Source organism: Synechococcus sp. CCY 0621 (assembly GCF_019038465.1).
GTDB lineage: Bacteria > Cyanobacteriota > Cyanobacteriia > PCC-6307 > Cyanobiaceae > Cyanobium.
Map to the genome: position 1 here is coordinate 1 of NZ_JAFKRH010000040.1, position 18,602 is coordinate 18,602.

At 69.1% G+C, this 18,602-nt stretch carries 19 protein-coding genes and 1 pseudogene; 15 read left to right on the forward strand and 5 right to left on the reverse strand.

From position 1 onward, the window contains the following. The 7 genes from csoS1 to cbbX all read left to right on the forward strand — a co-directional run. Positions 1-356, forward strand: a 356-nt coding sequence (gene csoS1 / locus KUG43_RS13510; RefSeq protein ID WP_286194787.1) for an alpha-carboxysome major shell protein CsoS1, incomplete at its 5' end; no start/stop codon positions are given. A 5-nt stretch (positions 357-361) separates the two neighbouring features. After that, positions 362-829: a ferritin-like domain-containing protein gene (locus tag KUG43_RS13515; RefSeq protein ID WP_216909874.1), complete on the forward strand. Its 468-nt coding sequence runs from the start codon at positions 362-364 to the stop codon at positions 827-829. 11 nt (positions 830-840) lie between these two features. Further along, on the forward strand, positions 841-2,685 hold the full coding sequence (locus KUG43_RS13520; protein WP_216909876.1) for an NAD(P)H-quinone oxidoreductase subunit F: 1,845 nt from the start codon (positions 841-843) through the stop codon (positions 2,683-2,685). A gap of 9 nt (positions 2,686-2,694) precedes the next feature. Next, a complete protein-coding gene (locus tag KUG43_RS13525; RefSeq protein WP_216909878.1) occupies positions 2,695-4,227 on the forward strand; it encodes an NADH-quinone oxidoreductase subunit M in 1,533 nt (510 codons plus the stop codon). Beyond that, positions 4,224-5,384 (forward strand): CO2 hydration protein, encoded by a 1,161-nt coding sequence (locus KUG43_RS13530; RefSeq protein ID WP_216909879.1) that lies wholly within the window; start codon positions 4,224-4,226, stop codon positions 5,382-5,384. The genes KUG43_RS13525 and KUG43_RS13530 overlap by 4 nt, the downstream gene beginning before the upstream one ends. A gap of 15 nt (positions 5,385-5,399) precedes the next feature. Next, positions 5,400-5,645: a 4a-hydroxytetrahydrobiopterin dehydratase gene (locus KUG43_RS13535; protein WP_216909881.1), complete on the forward strand. Its 246-nt coding sequence runs from the start codon at positions 5,400-5,402 to the stop codon at positions 5,643-5,645. Then, the gene (gene cbbX, locus KUG43_RS13540) at positions 5,632-6,600 is read left to right on the forward strand and encodes a CbbX protein (protein WP_216909883.1); all 969 of its coding nucleotides are present in this window, start codon (positions 5,632-5,634) and stop codon (positions 6,598-6,600) included. The genes KUG43_RS13535 and cbbX overlap by 14 nt, the downstream gene beginning before the upstream one ends. 3 nt (positions 6,601-6,603) lie before the next feature. Here the strand turns inward: cbbX and dnaA are convergent, their stop codons facing one another. Beyond that, positions 6,604-8,013, reverse strand: a complete 1,410-nt coding sequence (gene dnaA, locus KUG43_RS13545) for a chromosomal replication initiator protein DnaA (RefSeq protein ID WP_502988618.1) — start codon at positions 8,011-8,013, stop codon at positions 6,604-6,606. A gap of 91 nt (positions 8,014-8,104) precedes the next feature. On the opposite strand from dnaA, the gene KUG43_RS13550 reads away from it, so the two are divergent. Genes KUG43_RS13550 through KUG43_RS13560 form a run of 3 tightly spaced genes read left to right on the forward strand, consistent with a single transcriptional unit; the run spans position 8,105 to position 10,643 of the window. After that, positions 8,105-9,241 (forward strand): trypsin-like peptidase domain-containing protein, encoded by a 1,137-nt coding sequence (locus KUG43_RS13550; protein ID WP_216909886.1) that lies wholly within the window; start codon positions 8,105-8,107, stop codon positions 9,239-9,241. Further along, entirely contained in the window at positions 9,238-9,900 is a 663-nt protein-coding gene (locus tag KUG43_RS13555; RefSeq protein WP_286194788.1) for a TIGR04282 family arsenosugar biosynthesis glycosyltransferase, read from the forward strand. Before KUG43_RS13550 ends, KUG43_RS13555 begins: the two co-directional genes overlap by 4 nt. Further along, a complete protein-coding gene (locus KUG43_RS13560) occupies positions 9,897-10,643 on the forward strand; it encodes a TIGR04283 family arsenosugar biosynthesis glycosyltransferase (RefSeq protein ID WP_216909888.1) in 747 nt (248 codons plus the stop codon). Before KUG43_RS13555 ends, KUG43_RS13560 begins: the two co-directional genes overlap by 4 nt. On the opposite strand, the gene KUG43_RS13565 is transcribed toward KUG43_RS13560, so the two are convergent. Beyond that, positions 10,586-11,056 carry a GNAT family N-acetyltransferase gene (locus tag KUG43_RS13565; RefSeq protein WP_216909890.1) on the reverse strand — a complete coding sequence of 157 codons (471 nt, stop codon included), beginning with the start codon at positions 11,054-11,056 and terminating at the stop codon, positions 10,586-10,588. The genes KUG43_RS13560 and KUG43_RS13565 overlap by 58 nt on opposite strands. 138 nt (positions 11,057-11,194) lie before the next feature. On the opposite strand from KUG43_RS13565, the gene KUG43_RS13570 reads away from it, so the two are divergent. Next, the gene (locus tag KUG43_RS13570) at positions 11,195-11,965 is read left to right on the forward strand and encodes an alpha/beta fold hydrolase (protein WP_353618045.1); all 771 of its coding nucleotides are present in this window, start codon (positions 11,195-11,197) and stop codon (positions 11,963-11,965) included. On the opposite strand, the pseudogene KUG43_RS13575 reads toward KUG43_RS13570, so the two are convergent. Together KUG43_RS13575 and hisG are read right to left on the reverse strand one after the other, a co-directional pair. Continuing rightward, positions 11,917-13,715 (reverse strand): annotated as a pseudogene (locus KUG43_RS13575) (ABC transporter ATP-binding protein). The gene KUG43_RS13570 and the pseudogene KUG43_RS13575 sit on opposite strands and share 49 nt — an antisense overlap. Next, positions 13,712-14,404: an ATP phosphoribosyltransferase gene (gene hisG / locus KUG43_RS13580; RefSeq protein ID WP_216909891.1), complete on the reverse strand. Its 693-nt coding sequence runs from the start codon at positions 14,402-14,404 to the stop codon at positions 13,712-13,714. Before hisG ends, KUG43_RS13575 begins: the two are co-directional and overlap by 4 nt. Positions 14,405-14,433: 29 nt before the next feature. Between hisG and gloB the strand changes: the two genes are divergently transcribed. From gloB to KUG43_RS13600, 4 genes are all read left to right on the forward strand, one after another. Continuing rightward, entirely contained in the window at positions 14,434-15,192 is a 759-nt protein-coding gene (gene gloB / locus KUG43_RS13585; RefSeq protein WP_216909892.1) for a hydroxyacylglutathione hydrolase, read from the forward strand. A 131-nt stretch (positions 15,193-15,323) separates the two neighbouring features. Next, positions 15,324-15,695, forward strand: a complete 372-nt coding sequence (locus tag KUG43_RS13590) for an STAS domain-containing protein (protein WP_216909893.1) — start codon at positions 15,324-15,326, stop codon at positions 15,693-15,695. A 10-nt stretch (positions 15,696-15,705) separates the two neighbouring features. Further along, entirely contained in the window at positions 15,706-16,155 is a 450-nt protein-coding gene (locus KUG43_RS13595) for an ATP-binding protein (RefSeq protein WP_216909894.1), read from the forward strand. A 6-nt stretch (positions 16,156-16,161) separates the two neighbouring features. Beyond that, positions 16,162-17,409, forward strand: a complete 1,248-nt coding sequence (locus KUG43_RS13600; RefSeq protein ID WP_216909895.1) for a PP2C family protein-serine/threonine phosphatase — start codon at positions 16,162-16,164, stop codon at positions 17,407-17,409. Here KUG43_RS13600 and KUG43_RS13605 read toward each other — a convergent pair. Beyond that, the gene (locus tag KUG43_RS13605) at positions 17,393-18,586 is read right to left on the reverse strand and encodes an ABC transporter ATP-binding protein (RefSeq protein WP_286194790.1); all 1,194 of its coding nucleotides are present in this window, start codon (positions 18,584-18,586) and stop codon (positions 17,393-17,395) included. The genes KUG43_RS13600 and KUG43_RS13605 overlap by 17 nt on opposite strands. Between the last annotated feature and the right edge of the window lie 16 nt (positions 18,587-18,602).

Here is an 18,602-nt window from a genome sequence, read left to right on the forward strand (position 1 = left end):
GCGGCGCCGGCACCCCCCCCACGACCCCCACTCCCCGTACCTCCCCCATGGCCCCCACCATCCACGGCATCGCCCTCGGCCTGATCGAAACCCGTGGCCTGGTGCCGGCGATCGAAGCGGCGGACGCCATGACCAAGGCCGCCGAAGTCACCCTGATCGCCCGTGAATTCGTCGGCGGCGGCTACGTCACCGTGATGGTGCGCGGCGAAACCGGAGCCGTCAACGCGGCCGTGAGGGCTGGCGCCGACGCCTGCGAGCGGGTGGGCGACGGCCTGGTGGCCGCCCACATCATTGCCCGTCCCCACAGCGAAGTGGAGCCGGCCCTGGCGGCCTCCGGTGTCGGTCGCAGGGGCTGATCCCCATGGACGCCGCCCATCCGCGCGTCCTCGGCTACCTGGGCCGCGCGTTGAGCCTGGAACTGTCCGCCGTGCAGCAGTACATGACCCAGGCCTCCCTCGTGGAGCTCTGGGGCGAGGCCGAGGCCGCCGAACGCCTCCGCCAGGAAACGGTCGAGGAGCTGGGGCATGCCGAACGGCTGGTGCAGCGCATGCTCCAGCTGGGGGTGGCCCCGGCCGCGTCCCAGCTGCGGCCCGTGGGCCACGCCGCCGATCTGCTCGGTCTGCTGCGCCTCGATGCCGACCTCGAGCAGGATCTGATTCAGCACTACGCCGAAGCCACGCGCTTCTGTCTGCTGATCGGCGATCGCAACAATGAGGCCTTCTTTCGAACCCTGAGGGACGAAGAACAGCAGCATGGGGAAGCGCTGGCGGCCTGGCTGGACAGCCTGGGCCATGCCGAGTCCCGGTCCCTGCAAAGGGCCACCTTCTGACGTCCCTCCCCTTGCCGGACACCCTTCCCCTGTCGATCCAGCTGAGCTGGCTGATCCCCCTCTACGGATTCAGCGGCATGGTGCTGTCGCTGCCCTGGGCAACCGGCTGGATCAAACGCAACGGTCCCCGTCCGGCCGCCTACCTCAACCTGCTGGTCACCCTGCTGGCGGTGCTGCACGGCAGCCTCGTGTTGCGCGCCGTGCTGGCCATCGGCCCCCAGCACCTGGACATCGGCTGGTTTGCAGCGGCCGACCTGGACCTGCGCATCGGCTTCGATCTTTCCCTCACCAACCTGGCGGCCCTGGAGCTGGTGACGTTCATGAGCCTGGTGGGCCAGGTGTTCGCCCTGGGCTACCTCGACAAGGAATGGTCCCTGGCCCGCTTCTACGCCCTGGTGGGTTTTTTCGAAGGGGCCATGGCCGGGGTGGTGCTGAGCAGCAACCTGTTCATGAGTTATTTCCTGCTGGAGATGCTGACCCTGTCCACCTACCTGCTGGTGGGCTTCTGGTATGCCCAGCCCCTGGTGGTGACCGCCGCCCGCGATGCCTTCCTCACCAAGCGGGTGGGGGATGTGCTGCTGCTGATGGGTGTCGTCACCCTGTCGGCCATGGCCGGATCGCTGGAGTTCAACGACCTCTACGCCTGGTCGGCCCACCAGAGCCTGCCGGCCCTGGGGGCCACCTTGCTGGGCCTGGGGCTGATCGCCGGACCGATGGGCAAGTGCGCCCAGTTTCCGATGCACCTCTGGCTGGATGAGGCCATGGAGGGCCCCAACCCGGCTTCGATCCTGCGCAACTCCGTCGTGGTCACCTGCGGTGCCGTGGTGCTGCTGAAGGTGATGCCGCTGCTGTTGATCTCGCCGGTGGCGATCGATGTGCTGCTGGCGGTGGGCACCATCAGTGCGCTGGGGGGTGCCCTGGTGGCCATCTCCCAGGTCGACCTGAAGCGGGCCTGTTCTTACTCCACCACCTCCTATCTGGGGCTGGTGTTCGTGGCCATCGCCCTGCAGCAGCCCTTCATCGCCCTGTTGCTGCTCTTCTCCCATGCCCTGGCCAAGGCCGTGCTGTTCATGAGCGTGGGCAGCGTCATCGCCACCACCAACTGCCAGGACCTCACCGAACTGGGCGGCCTGGGCTCCCGCATGCCCGCCACCACCAGCGGATTCCTGGTGGGAGCGGCCGGCCTCACCGGCCTTCTGCCCCTGGGCTGCTTCTGGAGCTTCGGCCTGATGGTGGAGGGGCTGAGCTCCAGGGCTCCGTTCTTTGCCGCCGTGGTGCTGCTCACCAACGGCCTGACGGCCCTCAACTTCACCAGGGTCTACCGCCAGGTGTTCATGGGGTCCCCCCACCCCAAGACCCGCCGGACCCCGGAGGTGAACTGGCTGATGGCCCTGCCGATGGTGAGCGTCGCGGTGCTGGTGCTGGTGACCCCGCTGGTGATGGCGCGCATCGACCGCGTCCCCGGCATCGGTGCCTTCTCGACGGTCACGGCCCTGGCGCTGGTGGGCAGCGGCCTGGCCGGCCTGCTGGCCGGCAGCCTGGTGCCGCTGGACACCTTCTGGTCCCGCTCCGTGCGCCAGCCCCTGCGGGTCCTGCAGGACCTGCTCGCCTTCGACTTCTACACCGACCGCATCTACCGGGCCACGATCGTGGCCTTCGTGGCCGGCCTGGCCAGGATCACCAATGGCTTCGACCAGCTGGTGGTGAACGGGCTGGTCAACCGCATCGCCGACGTCTCGATGGCCTCGGCTGAAAGCCTGAAGCTGGGGGTGAGTGGCCGGCTGCAGACCTACGTCTTCACTGTGGTGGCGGCGATCGTGCTGTTGGTGAGCAGCCTCGCCTGGCTGGGGGGCTGAACCGGAACCATGCTGAGCGCCCTGCTGCTGATTCCCTTCGCCGGCGCCCTCGGCCTGCTCTGCTGGCCCGGCGAACTGGCCACCGAACGCATCCGCCGCGCCGCCCTCGGCCTGCTGCTCCTGCAGCTGCTCTGGAGCCTGCGGGTGCTGCTGGCCTTCGATGCCAGCGATCCGGGCCTGCAACTGCAGGAGTCCTTCGCCTGGGTCGACAGCATCGGCCTTGATTACCGGCTGGGTGTCGATGGCCTGGCCATGCCGCTGGTGCTGGTCAACGCCGCCCTCACCCTGGTGTCGGCGATCTGCACCCGCGACCTCAGCCAGCGTCCCCGCCTCTACTTCGCCCTGCTGCTCGGGATCAGCGGCGCGGTGAACGGGGCCTTCCTGTCAGAAAACCTGCTGCTGTTTTTCCTTTTCTATGAGCTGGAGCTGATTCCCCTCTGGTTGTTGATCTCGATCTGGGGCGGCGCCAACCGGGGCTATGCCGCCACCAAGTTCCTGATCTTCACGGCCATCTCAGGCTTCCTGATCCTGGGGGCCTTCCTGGGCCTGGCCCTGGTCACCGGCCAGGCCGACTTCGGCATCCACCCGGTGACCACGGCCCAGCTGGGCATGGGCACCCAGCTGGTGCTGCTGGGGGCGCTGTTGATCGGCTTTGCCATCAAGATCCCGCTGGTGCCCTTCCACACCTGGCTCCCCGATGCCCACACCGAGGCCTCCACACCGGTGTCGGTTCTGCTCGCCGGTGTGCTACTGAAACTGGGCACCTACGGCCTGCTGCGTTTCTGCCTGGGGATGTTCCCGGAGGCCTGGGCGTTGCTCGCCCCCTGGCTGGCGGGCTGGGCGGCGGTGTCGGTGCTGTACGGATCGCTGGCGGCCATCGCCCAGCGGGACATGAAGCGGATGGTGGCCTACAGCTCCGTGGGCCACATGGGCTATATCCTGCTGGCGGCGGCCGCCGCCACCCCCGTCAGCCTGCTGGGGGCCGTCTTCCAGATGGTCAGCCACGGCCTGATCTCCGCCCTGCTGTTCCTGCTGGTGGGCGTGGTCTACCGCAAGACCCGCACCCGGGATCTGGAGGTGCTGCGCGGCCTGCTCAACCCCGAGCGGGGCCTGCCCTTCACCGGCACCCTGATGATCCTGGGGGTGATGGCCAGCGCCGGCATGCCCGGCATGGCGGGATTCATCTCCGAATTCCTGGTGTTCCGCGGCAGCCTCGCTGCCTTCCCGGTGGCCACCCTGCTGTGCATGGTGGGCTCCGGGCTCACGGCGGTGTACTTCCTGCTGCTGGTGAACCGGGCCTTCTTCGGCCGGCTGGCGGTGACCCCACCCAGCGGTGATGCGGTGGCCGACTCCCGCCTCGACGTGCGCCTGCCGGCGGTGGCCCTGCGCGAAACCCTGCCTGCCCTGGCCCTGGCCAGCGGTGTGGTGGGCCTGGGGGTGCTGCCCTGGGGGCTGGGCAAGCTGAGCGAACAGGCCACCACCGCCATGGCCCAGTTGCCGGCCCTGGTGGCGGCGATCCAGGGCGGAGGGCTGCTGTCATGAGACCGATCCCCCGTTCCCCCAAACCGCCCCTCACCTTCAGCGGCGGGCTGCCCTCCAGCAACGACCTGGTGGAGACCCTGCTGGCCGGACGCACCCTGCTGGCCGAGTCCCCCGATCACCTGAGTCAGGTGGTGGACGTGCTGGAGAGCTACGGGGAAGTGCTGGATGCCTACAGCATCAACCTCATCTACCAGGCCGAGAAGCAGTTCCTGAATCCCTTCCCGGTGTTCCGCTTCCTCGACGGTGACCACAGCCCGGCGAAGATCTGGCGCCATCTGCTGCACGACCGGATCAATTTCGAATACGCCGAGTACTGCCAGAAGGCGATGCTCTGGCACGGCACCGGTGGCCTCGACGCCTACCTCGACAGCGAGGCCTTTGCAGCCAACTGCGCCGCCATCGTCGCCCACAAGACCCGCCGCGACCCCCTGCTGGCGGTCCTCAACCCGCTGTTCCCCCAGTTCCTGAGCGAATTGATCCGCTCGGCGGCCACCACCCATGCCCTGGGCCAGTTCTGGCGGGTGATGAGCGATCTGTTCCTGGATCTGGCCCGGGCCGAGCGGGATGGGCGGGTGGATTCGATCGCCGCGGTGGTCACGTTCATCAAGGAGGGCCTGGTGGCGGCAGCCGGTGCACCGATCACCTACGCCGTGGAGATCGCCGGCAGCCGCTTCTGGGTGCTCCCCCCCGAGGCGGGCCTCAGCTTCCTGATGGATGTGGCCGTGCCCTATGTGGAGGCGGTGTTCCTGCGCGGCACCCCGTTCCTGGGCACCGTGTCCTTCAACGCCCAGGCCCAGCAGATTTCCCCCGACCAGGCCCAGTTCATGTATGGCGCCCTCTACGCCGACCCGCTGCCCACCATGGGCTCGGGCATCCCGCCCAGCCTGCTGATGCAGGACATGTACCGCCACCTGCCCGAGCGTCTGCACCAGACCTACCTGGCCGGCATCCGCGGCGCCGGGGACGTGCGGGTGAAGATCTGCATGACCTTCCAGAAGGCGATGTTCTGCGTCACCAACGCCGCCATCGCCGGCACCTTCCCCCACCCCCTCGACAGCGACGTCCCGGCGCAACAGGCGGCCAACCGGGCCTATGCCGCCGCCTGGGCTGCCCGCCTCTGTGTGGCCCGCACCGACTGTCTCGACGATCCGGGCTGATCTAGGGTCGGGTCCATGGATCAGCCCTGGACCCGGAGGCCCCGACCCGATCGGCTCGAGCGCCGCATCGAGTTCGACGACTACGAACGCACCCGCACCTTCCTGGAGCGCCTGAACGGCCTCTCGGAGCAGGAGGGACGCTTCCCCGACATCAGCTTCGGGCGCACCTACGTGAATCTCACCGTGCGCGCCGAAGCCGACGAGGACCCCATCGGCGAACCGGAGGAAACCTTCGCCAAGGCCATCGATGGGCTCCTTTAGCGACGACACTGCCGACGCCGCTGGGGCAGCCGACGCCCAGGAATCGACGCTGGTGGACCTGCGGGCGGCCTATGACGCCGCCGGCATCAAGGAGGGTCTCGACCAGCTCGACCGGGAACTGATCGGCCTGCGTCCAGTGAAGGCCCGGATCCGGGAGATCGCCGCCCTGCTGGTGATCAACCGGGCCCGCACCCAGGTGGGGCTCGACACGGCGCCCCCCAGCCTGCACATGTCGTTCACAGGCCGGCCCGGCACCGGCAAGACGACGGTGGCAGCCCGCATGTCGAAGATCCTGCATGGACTCGGCTACGTGCGCAAGGGCCACGTGGTGACGGCCACCCGCGACGATCTGGTGGGCCAGTACATCGGCCACACCGCGCCAAAAACCCGGGAGATGCTCAAAAAAGCGATGGGCGGCGTGCTGTTCATCGACGAGGCCTACTACCTCTACAGGCCCGAGAACGAGCGGGACTACGGCGCCGAGGCGATCGAAATTCTGCTGCAGGTGATGGAGAACAACCGCAACGATCTAGTGGTGATCTTCGCCGGCTACAAGGAGCGGATGGACATCTTCTACCAGAGCAACCCTGGCCTGTCCTCGCGGGTGGCCAACCACATCGACTTTCCCGACTACTCCGCCAGCGAACTCCTGGCGATCGCCCAGCTGATCCTGGCGGCGGAGAACTACCGCTTCAGCCCGGAGGCGGGCGCGGCCTTCGCCGAGTACATCCAGCGCCGCATGCAGCTGCCCTTCTTCGCCAATGCCCGCTCAATCCGCAACGCCATCGACCGGGCCCGCATGCGCCAGGCCAACCGGCTGTTCAGCGGCATGGGCCGGGCCCTCACCAAGACCGACCTGATGACGATTGAGGCCGACGACATCATCGCCAGTCGGGTGTTCCACGGGGAAGTGGAAGGGCTGGATCCGGCCCAGCCCCTCTCCGGCGCCGGCTGACGTTCAGCGGCGCTGGCGGCAGGCGATCTGCAGCAGGTCGCGCACCTGCTGCACCCGCCGGGCCAGGGCGGGATCGCTGCTGAGCTTCTTCTCCACCTGCTCCACCGCATACATCACGGTGGAATGATCCTTGCCGCCGAAGGCTTCGCCGATGCGCGGCAGCGAAAGGTTGGTGTTCTGACGCATCAGGTACATCCCCACCTGGCGGGACTGGCTGACGGCCCGTTTACGGCTGGGGCTGAGCATCTCATCGATGCGCACTTCGAACACTTCGGACACCTTCTCCAGCACCTGCTGGGGGGTGACCGCCACCTCATTGCCGACCGGATCGAGCATCGGCGCCAGCGATTCCACGGTCATCGGCAGGCCGGTGATCGAGGCGAAGGCCACCGCCCGGGTGAGGGCACCTTCGAGTTCACGGATGTTGGAGGTGAAACGCCCGGCGATGTACTGGATCAGTTCCCGGGGCAGGGCCACCTGCTCCGCCTCCGCCTTCTTGTGCAGGATGGCCATCCGGGTCTCCAGGTCGGGGATCTGGATGTCGGCGATCAGGCCCATCGAGAAGCGGGAAATCAGCCGCTCCTGGAGTTTGGGAATCTGGCTGGGGGGCCGGTCACTGGCGATCACGATCTGGCGGCCGGCCTCATGCAGGGCGTTGAAGGTGTGGAAGAACTCCTCCTGGGTGTATTCCTTGCCCTCGATGAACTGGATGTCGTCCACCAGGATCAGGTCGGCCGCCCGGTAGCGATCGCGGAAGGCCTGCATCCCGTCCTTGCGAATCGCCTGGATCAGGTCGTTGGTGAAGGTCTCGGTGGAGACATAGAACACGCGGGCGTCCGGGTCGATCTCCAGCCGGTAGTGGCCGATGGCCTGCATCAGGTGGGTCTTGCCCAGGCCCACCCCACCGCAGATGAACAGCGGGTTGAACTCCCGGCCAGGGGCCTCGGCCACCGCCAGGGAGGCGGCATGGGCCATGCGGCTGTTGGCTCCCACCACGAAGCGGTTGAACACGTAGCGGGTGTTCAGGCCCGCCCCGAGGCGCAGGGGGGCCGGCACCGTCCGGGCGCCACCCCCGGCAGCGCGCAGGGGGGCCTCCACCGCCGGCTGCGGCAGCGTGTCGCCGTTCTCAGCGAGGACGTCCGGCAGCTCGCCCAGGGGTTCGGCATCCGCGGCCACCTCCACTTCGACCCGCACCTGGCGTCCGGCGTGCTCGCTGGCCACCGCAGCGATCATCACCAGGTAGTTCTTGCGCAGCCAGCCGCAGGCAAAGCTGTTGGGGGCCTCAAGACGCAGCAGGCCGTCGGCGAAATCCCGGCAACGGGCCTGCCGGATCCAGGTCTCGTAGGTCGGTTTGCTGAGCCTGCCCTGAAGATCCTGGCTCACCCTGTGCCACAGCTGATCACCCTGCTGCACCAGGAGCCCACGACGCGATGGCCGAATATAGGCATCCCGGGCCCGGAGGTTCGTCTTTAATGAATCCTTCAGCGACGCCCGTCCGCCCCCGATGGTTCAGCCCCGTTTCCTGTCACGTCTCAGCCTCCTGGCGGCCACGGCAGGCCTGCTGACCTCTTGCACCGGCACCCGTCTGGCCCTCCCGGGCCTGCCGGGCCTGCCCAAGCCCGAGCAGCCCCCCATCAGCGATGCGGCACCGGCGCCGGCGCTGCAGCCCAGCAGTTCCGTGATCGTCGATGCGGTCGAGAAGGCGGGCCCGGCGGTGGTGCGCATTGACACGGTCAAGCGCACCGTGAACCCCCTGGGCGGCATCTTCGGCCGGGGTCCGGCCATTCAGCAGCAGCAGGGCCAGGGTTCGGGCTTCATCACCCGCTCCGACGGGGTGCTGCTCACCAACGCCCACGTGGTCGAGGGGGCCAGCGAGGTGAGCGTGACCCTGCCCGACGGCCGCAGCTTCACCGGCAAAGTGCTGGGGGCCGATCCCCTGACCGACGTGGCGGTGGTCAAGGTGGTGGCCTCCAAGCTGCCGGTCGCCACCCTGGGCGATTCCAACAAGGTGCGGCCGGGGGAATGGGCGATCGCCATCGGCAACCCCCTCGGCCTCGACAACACGGTGACGGCCGGGATCATCAGCGCCATCCAGCGCACCAACGCCGTGGGTGAGGGCCAACGCGTGCCTTACATCCAGACGGACGCCGCCGTGAACCCCGGCAACAGCGGCGGGCCGCTGATCAACGACCGCGGCCAGGTGATCGGCATCAACACGGCCATTCGCCAGGCGCCCGGCGCCGGCCTGAGCTTTGCGATCCCGATCAACACGGCCCGGCAGATCGCCGCCCAGATCCTCGAGCGCGGCTACGCCAGCCACCCCTACATCGGTGTACGCCTCCAGGCCCTCACCCCCCAGCTGGCCAAGGAGATCAACGCCACCACCAACGAGTGCCGCCTGCCGGAAGTGAACGGCGTGGTGGTGGTCGAGGTGATGGCCAACAGCCCGGCGGCCCGGGGCGGGCTCAAGCCCTGCGACCTGATCGAGAAGGTGGGCGACAGGACGGTCCGCAACGCCTCGGAGGTGCAGCTGGGCGTCGACCGGGGCAAAGTGGGCGATCCCCTGGCGATCACGGTGCTGCGCAACGGCTCCAGGCAGAACCTCACCGTCCGCCCCGCCGAACTGCCGCGCGAGGGTTGAGGCCGCCGCGGGGTCGGGGGGCCGGACCACCCCAGCTGGTGATGCTGGCCCGCTGGCCGGCGCCCGGGCGCTGCAAGAGCCGCCTCGTGCCCGGGGTGGGCAGGGCCAGGGCCGCCGCCATCCAGGCCCGTCTCACCCAGCACGGGCTGGCCGCCGCTGCCGAGGCCCGCAGGTCCCTGGCGGCGGCCGCAGGCGGGGGGCATGCGGGCAGGCTTGAGCTGGTGCTGGCAGCCAGCGGCCTTGGCGCCAGGGCTGCCGCGCGCTGGGGGCACCTGCTCGGCGTCGACCGGGTGGTGGCCCAGGGCAGCGGCAGCCTGGGGTTGCGGCTGCAGCGTCAGCTGCTGCGGGGCAGCCGCGAGGGGGCGGCGGCGGTGGTGCTGATCGGCAGTGATCTGCCCGCACTCGCCGCCGAGGACCTGGTGGAGGCCTTCCGGGCCCTGGAGCACGGGACCCTGGTGCTGGGCCCCGCCGGCGACGGCGGCTACTGGCTGATCGGCCGGCGCCAGGCCACGCCCCAGCTGTTCACGGGCATCGACTGGGGCAGCGACCGGGTGCTGGCGCAGACCCTGGAGCTGGCACGCCAGGCCGGCCTGGCCCCGACCCTGCTGGCGGAGCGCCACGACCTCGACCGCCCCGCCGACCTGGATCCCTGGCGATGAAGCCGCCCCTGAGCGTGGTGATCGCCGCCCGCGACGAGGCCCGCGGCCTGCCGGCCCTGCTGGCGGATCTGGCCACGGCACCGGAGCTGGTGCGGGAGGTGCTGGTGGTGGATGGCGGCAGCCGCGATGGCACCCCGCGGCTGGCCGCCCTGGCCGGCGCCCGGGTGCTCCACGACAGCAGCGGCCGAGGCGGCCAGCTGGCCACCGGGGTGGCCAGCAGCGTGGGCACCTGGCTGTTGCTGCTGCATGGGGATGTGCGCCTGCCGTCGGGGTGGGCCCGGGCCCTGGCGGCGGCGATCGCCGCTGGCGAGACCAGCGCCTGGGCCTTCCGGCTGCGCATCGCCGGCGACGATCCATCCCTGCGCCTGGTGGAGCTGGCGGTGGAATTGCGCAGCCGCTGGTGCCAACTGCCCTACGGCGACCAGGGGCTGCTGCTGGCCAGGGTGCTCCATGACGCCGCCGGCGGGATCGCACCGCTGCCGCTGATGGAGGACCTGGAGTTCGTGCAGCGCCTCAGGCGCAAGGCCAGGATCAGCAGCCTCGGCCTGGCCCTGCGGGTCAATGGCCGGCGCTGGCAGCAGCTGGGGGTGTGGCAGACGGTGCTGGCCAACGCCCGCCTCAGGCGCGCCTGGCGCCGCGGCACGCCGGCGGAGCAGCTCGCCGAGCGCTACTACGCTGCCAACCCTCAGGGGGCATACCAGAAGGCACAGCGGCGCTGCAGCGGCTCCAGCTCCCAGCCCTGAGCGGCGTAGAAGCCGACGACGTCGGGATCGGCGAACAGGCTCACCCGGTCGATGCCCATGGCCCGCAACTGCAAGAGCACGTAATCCATCAGCTCCTTGCCCAGGCCGGCCCCCTGGTAGCGGGGATGGACCGCCACGTCCCAGACGGTGGCCTCCACCACCCCGTCACCGGTGCAGCGGGCAAAGCCCACCAGACGGGGCAGACGGGCGTCATGGCGCCAGAGCCCCACCTGCAGAAGACTGTGCTGCAGGGCCTTGCGCACACGCCGCAGGGGACGGCGGCTCCAGCCCACCGCATCGCAGAGCGCCTCCAGCTCGATCAGATCAATCGGCCGCTCCTGGCTGAGCACCAGCTCCAGGCTGGGATTGGGGGTGGCGCAGAGGCGGTGCCCGGACCCGTAAAGATCGGTCATCAGTGGCAGGGTCTCGGGCACGACGTGGGACTACGCGTTCTGAAGATCCTGACGGATGCAGGTCTGACTGCGGCAGGGTAGGAACTCCACCCGGCGACCGTCCTGAGCGTCTCCCCCACCAGCTCTGATTGGCCCCTGCTGGTCGGCGTCCATGGCTGGCTGCTGGCAGGCCGGCTGTGGCACCCGCTGCGGCGGGAACTGGCGCCGCGCTGGTCGCTGTGGTGCCCTGATCTGCCCGGCTTCGGCGGCACGGAACGGCCCCGGGGGCTGCAGGCGAGCCTGGCCAGCTACGGCCGCTGGCTGGCGGAGGCCGCCCAGCGGGAGGCCGCCGGACGGCCGGTGGTGCTGCTGGGCCACTCCCTGGGGGGAAGCCTGGCGCTGCATGCGGCCCCCCTGCTGGGGGGCCAGCTGCGGGGCCTTGTGCAGATCGCCGTGGGGGGTGGCGTGTACCAGCCGCGGCCCTTCGCCCGTGTCCGCCGGGGAGGGGCCGCCTTCCTGCGCTGGCGACCGGTCTGGGCGGCCCAGCTGCCTGGCACAGGGGCGATCCGCAGCCCCCTGGTGGCTGACGGCCGCGCCGCGCGGGGGCTGCTGGCCTGCAGCACCAACCGGGGCGCCGTTCGCCAGCTGCCCAGGCTCACGGCCGAACTCCAGGTGCCCAGCCTGTGGATCGCCGGCAGCCGCGACCGGGTGATGCAGCCCCGCTATGTGCGCCACCTGGCCGGTTACAGCCCATTGCACCGGCTGGTGGTCCTCAACGGCTTGGGACACCTGCCGATGGGCGAACAACCGCGCCAGCTGGCGGCCCTGATCGACACCTGGCTGGAGGACGAGCTGGAACTCCCCCCCCAGAGCCAAGGGCTTCAGAGCGTGGCCAGTCCCTTTTCCTGCAGCTCCGCCAGCTGGGCGTAGAGCCCCCCGACGGCCCGCAGCTCGCGGTGGTTGCCCTCCTCAATCAGGCGGCCCCGGCGCAGCACCAGGATGCGGTCGGCGGCTTCGACGGTGGCCAGCCGGTGGGCGATGACGATGGCGGTGCGGCCGCTGAGCAGGGTGTCGAGGTCCCGCTGCAGAGTGGCTTCGGTGGAGGGGTCCATGAAGGCGGTGGCCTCGTCCATCACCAGGACGGAGGGGTCACGGATCGCCACCCTCGCCACGGCCAGCAGCTGGCGTTCGCCGGAGGAAAGGTTGCCGCCCCGCTCGCGCAGCTCCGTGGCCAGGCCATCCCCCAGCCTGCCCAGCAGGGGGGCGAGGCCGAGATCGCCGCAGAGGCGCTCCAGATCCGCCTCACTGATGTCGGCATCGAGGCGCAGGTTGTCGGCCACGTTGCCGCTGAACAGAAAGGTGTCCTGCAACACCACCCCCAGGCGCCGCCGCAGGGTGGCGATCGGCAGTTCACGGATGTCCACCCCATCGAGGCGGATGGTGCCCTGCTGCGGTTCGTAAAGCCGGCAGAGCAGCCGGATCACAGTGGTCTTACCGGATCCGGTGGGGCCCACGATCGCCACGTGCTCGCCGGGGGCGATGCGGAAGGAGAGATCGGTGAGGATCGGATCGTCCGGGCGATAGGCGAAGGAGACGTTCTCGAACTCCACTTCGCCGGGGCTGAAGCGTTCCTCCCCCGACACCATGGCGGCGGCGCTGCGCTGGCTGCTGGGCAGATCGGCGATCTCGATCGGCTGCTCCAGCAGCTCACCGATGCGCTCCACGGCGGTGAGCCCCCCCTGGATCTGGGTGAAGCGCTCCGCCAGCTGGCGCAGGGGATCGAACACCCGCTGGGAGAACAGGATGAAGGTGGTCAGGGTGCCCAGGCCCATCGCCCCACCGGTGACCATGGCGCCGCCGAGGGCCAGCACCAGCGCCACGGCCGCCAGGGCCACCCACTCGATGAAGGCCGAGATGGCGCTGTCGTAGAAGATCGTGCCGGTGACGGCCCGGCGGTAGGCGTCGGTGGTGTGGGAGAAGCGCTGGCCGTTGACGGCCTCCCGCCGGAACATCTGCACCACCTCCAGCCCTGGAGGTTCTCCTGCAGGTCGGCATTGAGCTGGCCCAGTTCCTCCCGCACCCGGTAGTTAGCCTTGCGGTAGCGGCCCTGCAACCAGAGCACCCCGAGGGTGACGGGCACCTGGCTGACCAGCAGCAGCAGCCCCAGCCGCCACTCGATCGAGAGCATGGTGAGGCCGATCACCAGCAGGGTGACCAGATCGGAGAGCACCCCCACCGCACCACTGCCGAACACCTCGGCCAGGGCATCCACGTCACTGGTGAGGCGGGTGAGCAGCTTGCCCACCGGCGTGCGGTCGTGGAAGCGCAGCGACAGGGCCATGGCATGGCGGAACAGGTCGTCGCGGATCCGGGCGGTGAGCCGCTGGCCCACCACCTGGACGTTGTAGGTCTGGGTGCCCTGCAGGGAGAGGCGCAGCAGCACCGCCGCCAGCAGCAGCAGCACCAGCAGCCGCAGGGCCGCCGGCACGGGCAAAGGGGCCAGCCAGGGCAGCACCTCCTCGCCCCGGAGCTTGGAGATCACCTGGCCCACCAGCAACGGCTGGACTGAGGCCGCCAGGGCCAGGGGAATCAGCAGCAGCAGGGACAGCAGCAGCCGCTTGCGATCCCGGCCCAGGTAAGGAAGCAGTCGCCGCAGTCGCTGGCCATCGAGGCTGCTCATCGGACCGGCACCTGGACGGGCCTGTGGGCGGGCCTCTGGACAGTGGCGATCCGCTCGACCAGGCCCTGCAAGGCCCCGTCATCGAGGCGCAGGGCCAGGGGATGGCCGATCAGCCGGGCCGTGCTGCTGAACAGATCCTCGATCGCCACCAGGCCGTTGTCGCGCAGGGTGCGGCCGGTGGCCACCAGGTCAACGATCGCCTCGGACATGCCCGTGATCGGACCGAGCTCCACCGAACCGGTGAGGTGAATCAGCTCCACCGGCAGATCCAGCTGTTCGAAGAAGGCTTCGGCGCAGCGGGTGAACTTGCTGGCCACGCGGCAGTGGGCCGGCAGATCGGCGGCGCGGCGGTAGCCGCTGCTGGCCTTCACCGCCACGGCCATGCGGCAGCCGCCGAAGCCGAGGTCGACAAGCTGGGCCACCGGCAACTGGTGCTCCCGCAGCACGTCGTAGCCCACCACCCCGAGCTGGGCCTGGCCATAGGCCACATAGACGGGCACATCGGCATTGCGCACCAGCAGGGCCCGGGCTGTGCCGCAGCGGCTCGGCACCATCAGCAGACGGTTGTCCTCCTCCAGCAGATCGGAGAAATCAAGGCCGGCCGCCTGAAAGCGACGCACCGAATCCTTCAGCAGGGCACCCTTGGCCAGGGCAACGGTGATCGGGGACCGCTGGTTGGCGGTGATCATGGAAGCCAGCAGCAACCTGGACTGTAACGATGCCGGATCACGCCCAAGCCAGGCCCTCCACCCCGCTCGAGGTGGTGCTGCTGCCGGTGCTGCGGGATAACTATCTGTTCGTGCTCCACGACGGCAGGCGGGCGGCGGTGGTGGATCCGGCGGTGGCGGAGCCGGCGATCGCCTGGCTGAAGCAGCGGGATCTGGAGCTGGTGGCGGTGCTGCAGACCCACCACCACAGCGATCACATCGGCGGCACCCCCGCTCTGCTGGCGGAATGGCCCCGGGCGGAGGTGGTGGCGGCCCTGGCCGATCGGGAGCGGATCCCCTTCCAGACCCGGGGGGTGGCGGGCGGCGACCATTTCACGCTGCTGGGCCAGCCGGTGGAGGTGCTGGCGGTGCCGGGCCACACCCGCGCCCACATCGCCTTCCACCTGCCCCTGCAGGGGGAGCTGTTCTGCGGCGACACCCTGTTCGCCGCCGGCTGCGGCCGGCTGTTTGAGGGAAGCCCTGAGCAGATGCATCACTCCCTGGGGCTGCTGGCGGCGCTGCCGGAGACGACCCGGGTGTGGTGCGCCCATGAGTACACCGCCTCGAATCTGCGCTGGGCCGCGGCCCAGCGACCGGGGGATGGGGCCATCGCCGAACGGCTGGCGGCGGTGCTGCTCGCCCGGACCCAGGACAGGCCCACCATCCCCAGCAGCATCGGCGAGGAACGCCGCACCAACCTGTTCCTGCGGGCGACGGATGCCCGGGAACTGGCCGCCCTGCGGCGCAGCAAGAACGACTGGTCGGACTGAACCGGTGCCGGATGAGGGCGAGAAAGGTGACGCCCTTGCGCAGAAATGTGTTGCACAACACAACGCCGTGGCCGTCTTGTCGGTCCGAAGCACAACCCAGGTAATGTCACTTGGTTCAATTTCCAGCGGTCATGATGCAGACGGCTTCGATCCGATCGGACGATGTCCTCGAGCCCGACGGCTCCATCAAGCTGCGCAAGGTTGTTCTCTCCGGACGCCTCGACATGCTGGGTATGGAAGACATTGCCCTGAAGCTCACATCGCTGACGGCCATCAAACCATTGCCGGTGATTCTGGATCTGCGCGACGTCAGCTTTCTGGCCTCCATCGGCATCCGCAGCATCATCTCCAGCGCCCGTGCCCTGGATCAGAAAGGCGGCCGCATGGTGATCCTTCTGGGCGGCAACGAACTGGTGAAGGCCACGTTGGAGTCCACCGGCATCGACGACGTGATTCCGATGGTCGCCGAAGAGGATCAGGCCGAACGGGACGCCCTGGCCTGAGGCTCGATCGATGGCGCCACCCCACCCCGACGCCCCCAGCCTTTCCGTGCAGCCCAGCCCCCTGGAACTGCGGCGCTGCTCCGAGTGGCTCACGCAACACTGCCAGATCCGGGCCGTTCCCCCCGAGCCCACCGGCAAGTTGGATCTCTGCCTCAACGAGGTGCTGGCCAACCTGATCGACCACGGCGGGGCCGCGGAGTTCACCAGCCCGGTGGATCTGACCCTGGAACTGGCCGATTGCGGCGATCGGGGCCTGGCCACCCTCACCATCGTCGATGCCGGCCCGGCCTTCGATCCCCTCAGCGTCAGCCGCGGCCCTCTGCCGCGCACGCTTGCCGAGGCTGAACCCGGCGGACTCGGTCTGCTGCTGGTGCATCGCTTCATGGATGAGCGCAGCTACCAGAGGGCCGGGGACAGGAACGTGCTTAAGCTCGGCGTCTACTTCTCCAAAGACCCCTGATCGGGAATGTGCGTCGAGCCCCCACGCTCTCTGGATCCCTCGACCACCGCTTCCCTTCCTTACCAGGACATTCCCCTGTTTCGGGATGTCAGGGAAGACGTTCTGCTGGCGGCGGTTCGTCGCTGTGAGCTTCTGCCCCTGGCGCCAGGCCAGGTGCTGCTGACCCCGGGGCAGACGAACGAGGACATTTTCATCATCCTGGCCGGAACCGTCACGGTCCACCTCGGCGCCGACAGTTACCGCAGCAAGGGAATGGCGATTCCCGTTGGTCAATGCATCGGCGAATTTTCCGCCATCGATGGCCGGCCGGCCTCTGCTCTTGTGCGGGCGGAAGATGAGGCGATTGTGCTGAAGATTCCCCAGCAGGTGTTCTGGTCCCACATGGTGCTGCTGCCGGGGGTGGCCCGCAACATGATGATTTCCCTGGTGGAGCGCACCCGGCTCACCAATCAGCTGACCATGGAGGCTCAGCGGGAAGCCCTGGAGCTGTCCCACCTGCGCAAGGAACTCAACCTGGCGCGGGACCTGCAGCTGAACATGCTGCCACCCCAGGGCTGTTTGTTTGCCGAACATCCGGACATCGAAATCGCCACACTGATGGAACCGGCCACCACGGTGGCGGGGGATTTTTTTGATGCCTTCTTCGTCGACAACCAGCGACTGTTCATCTGCATCGGGGATGTGTCCGGCCATGGCCTCGGTGCGGCCCTGTTCATGGCGCGTTCGGTGGGACTGCTGAGGATCCTGGCGAACACCGAAACAACGCCGGACGCCGTTCTGCGCCGCCTCAATGACAGCCTCGCCGAAGGCAACGAGGCCGCGCTGTTCGTGACGATGTTCTGCGGCTATCTGGATGTGAGCTCCGGCCTGTTCACCTATTCCAACGGAGGCCATTGCCCGCCCCTGCTCCAGCAGGAGGGAGGGATCCGCCCGATTGCGATGCCGAAGGGGGCCCTGCTGGGCGTCTTTGCCGGCCGCACCTACCAGAGCCTGACCCTGCAGCTCGAACCCGGCGACTTGTTGATGGTGTACACCGACGGTGTCACCGAAGCGGAGAACATTGAAGGGGAACCCTTCGGTGTGCAGGGATGCCAACGTCTTCTGGCCCAGGCGGGTCAGGCTCCCCTTGACGCCCTGATCGACGGGCTGCGTCAGAGCCTGCAGGGCTTCACCAGCAGCCAGCACCTCGAGGACGATTGCACCCTGCTGCTGCTAAGGCGCCGCCGCGTGGCCGGGCTCAGGGAGGCGAGCTGAGGCTCTCGGCACTGCGCCCCTGGGGCAGGGTCACCAGGGACCGTCCACCAGGGAACAACAGGGCGGACTCACCGGCGCGGAACCGCAGCCGGCCCCGGCGGCCGTGGGGGTGGTCGGCCTCCAATGGCGCGCGCCAGCGCAGCCGCTGGTCACCGAGCTGCACCTGATAGAGCCATTCCCGACCGAGGAATTCCCGACCGGTGATCCAGGCTGGCCCTTCCTCCTCGGGCAGAAACTCCAGGGCCTGGGGGCGAACCATCACCTCGACGGCTTCCGCTGCCTCCGGGCCGTCTGCCCCCCGGGAGAGGGGCTCCAGCTCGCCGAGCACGGTCTGCAGCCGGCGGCCGCGCCAGCGGGCCGGCAACAGGTTGGACTGGAGCACGAACTGGCCCACGAAGGCGGTGGCTGGCTGGTCGACCAGCTCACGGGGCGGGGCGCACTGGTGCAACACCCCGTCGCGCAACACCCCCACCCGGTCGCAGATCGCCAGGGCCTCCTCCGGATCGTGGGTGACCATCAGGCCGCTGGCGCCGCAGCGGGCCAGCACCGCCGGCAGCTCGCTGCGCAGCCGCAGCCGCACCTCCACATCCAGGTTGGAGAAGGGCTCATCCAGCAGCACCACCGAGGGCGATGGCGCCAGGGCCCGGGCCATCGCCAGCCGCTGGCGCTGGCCGCCGGAGAGTTCGTGGGGATAGCGGCGCTCCAGTCCGCCAAGCCCCAGCAGATCGAGCAGCCAGGCCACCCGGGCCGTGTCCTGGCCGCGGCGCAGGCCGAAGCAGGCATTCCGCCAGGCATCGAGGTGGGGGAAGAGGGCATCGTCCTGGAACACCATGCCCACACCCCGCCGTTCGGGGGGAAGCAGCCGCTCCGGACCCGCCACCTGCTGTCCGCCGATGCTGATGCTGCCGCGGCCGGGGCGCTCGAAGCCGGCGATCAGGCGCAACAGGGTGGTCTTGCCGCAGCCGGATGGGCCCAGCAGACCCACCAGTTCCCCCGCACCAAGAACGAGGTCGACCCCCTTGAGGGTCCAGGCAGAAACGTCGCGACCCGGGTACCGATACCAGAGGTCGTCGATGCGGACGTGGTCGCGGGTAGCGAGGCCGGTGATCTCCCCGGTGCTCGAAGCCGTGGTGGCGGCAGTGGCGGCAGGAGTGGCGATGGTGGTGGAAGAAGCCATAAGATCCCAGTCCCGC